The sequence below is a fragment of the Streptomyces sp. NPDC047079 genome (assembly GCF_040643755.1).
In the GTDB taxonomy this organism is placed as follows: Bacteria; Actinomycetota; Actinomycetes; order Streptomycetales; family Streptomycetaceae; genus Streptomyces.
Window position 1 is genome coordinate 1 of the sequence record NZ_JBEYUZ010000068.1, and the last position, 1,771, is coordinate 1,771.

1 protein-coding gene is annotated in these 1,771 nt (G+C 72.6%); it reads left to right on the forward strand.

Annotated features, from left to right (window positions below; genetic code table 11):
• Nucleotides 1-125 precede the first annotated feature (125 nt).
• Nucleotides 126-1,771: FtsK/SpoIIIE domain-containing protein (locus tag ABZ823_RS30900; RefSeq protein ID WP_361666227.1), on the forward strand; the 1,646-nt coding region annotated here is incomplete at its 3' end.

A 1,771-nucleotide genomic window follows, 5' to 3' on the forward strand; every position in this document is an offset into this window, starting at 1 on the left:
CGAGAACCAGGCGCGCCGCCGCAAGCAGGCCAGCAAGTAGATCCGCCCCGGGGACGGCGTCCACCGCCAAGCAGACCGCCGTCCCCGGGCCTCCCGACCCCAGCAAGAGGCAGGAAGCCACCAGCATGACGAACAACGTGGTCCAGCTCCACAAGGACGCGCCCCCGCCCGTCGAGGACGCGTCTCCCACTGGAGACACCGACACCCTGACCGAGACCATCATCGACGTCATCCAGGACGCCGAGCCGCGTCCCGTCGACCCGCCCAACCCGGGCGCCGAGCCCGGCAGCTGGCTCGCTGAGAGGCAGGCGTACCTGTCCGAGGCGCCGCCCGTCATCCCCACGTTCCTGCGCAACGCCGCCGAGTTCGTCGACGCCGCCCGCTGGACCGCGTCCTACTACGCGCACGTCGCCGCCTTCCACACGGTGCGGGCGCCCGTCTACCTCGCCCGCCTGCTGCTGCGCGCACCGCGCGGCGCCGGCCGTCTGGTCGTCCGCTGGGGCAAGTGGGTCGCCGACACCGAAGCCCGGCCCGTCGAGGCCAAGGCCGCCGCGTCCGCGGACATCGAGGCCTGGCTCGCCCTGTCCCGCGAGCACTCCCGCCGCGTCCGCCCGCGCCGCATCGCCTCCCTGGCTGTCGCCACCGCCACCGGCATCACCACCCTCGTGGCCGGCTTCCTCGTGCCCGGCTGGATCCTCGCCGCCACCGTCGCGGCCGCCGCCCTCGCCGGCCTGAACGGCAAGAAGGGCGACAAGCCGTTGATCACCCGCTACGTGGCCACCAACGTGCTGCGCCGCCTGGACTCCACCGAGGTGTTCGACGCGCTCGCCGCCATCGGCATCGAGGGCAAGAAGGGCCGCCGCGGCGTCGAGTTCGCCTCCGAGGTCATGCGCGACGGGCCCGGCTGGCGCGCCGAAGTCGACCTCCCGCCCGGCGTCGAGGCGACCGCCGTCCTGGAGAAGCGGGCCGCCCTCGCCGCCGCGATGCGCCGCCCCATCAGCACCGTGTGGCCCGAAGCCGACCGCACCGCCCACCCCGGCCGCCTCGTGCTGTGGGTCGCCCAGCGCGACCCGGCGAAGGCCGGCCGGAAGCTGTGGCCGCTCATGAGGGAAGGCCAGGCCGACGTCTACCAGCCGCTGCCCTACGGGTTCGACCCGCGCGGCAACCTCGTCGAGATCACCCTCATGTACTCCAACCTGCTGGTCGGAGGCATCCCCGGATCCGGCAAGACGTCCTGCGCCCTCGCCATCGTCCTGGGCGTCGCCCTCGACCCCACCGCCGAACTGTGGATCTACGAACTCAAGGGGTCCGGCGACCTCGACTCCGTCAAGCCGATCTGCCACAGGTACGTGTCCGGCGACGAAGACGAGGACCTCGAGGCCGCCCTCGCCGGCATGCGCTCCGGGATCGCCGAGTACCAGCGCCGCGCCGCGTTCATCCGGTCCCTGCCCGCCTCCGAGGTGCCCGAGGGCCGCAAGGTCACCCGCGCCCTGCAGGAGAAGTACCCGGAGCAGCAGCTCGGCCCGCGCGTCATCGTCATCGACGAGGTGCAGGAATTGTTCACCCACCCCGACTACAAGGACGAGGCCGCCGCCCTGGCCACCCGCCTGATCAAGAAGGCCCGCGCCTACGGCATCATCCTGATCCTGCTCACCCAGAACCCCGACGCCCCGTCCCTGCCCACGTCCGTCTCCTCGTCGGTCGGCACGCGCCTGTGCCTGGCCGTCATGGACTGGCGGGCGAACAACAACGTCCTCGGGACCAGCGCCTA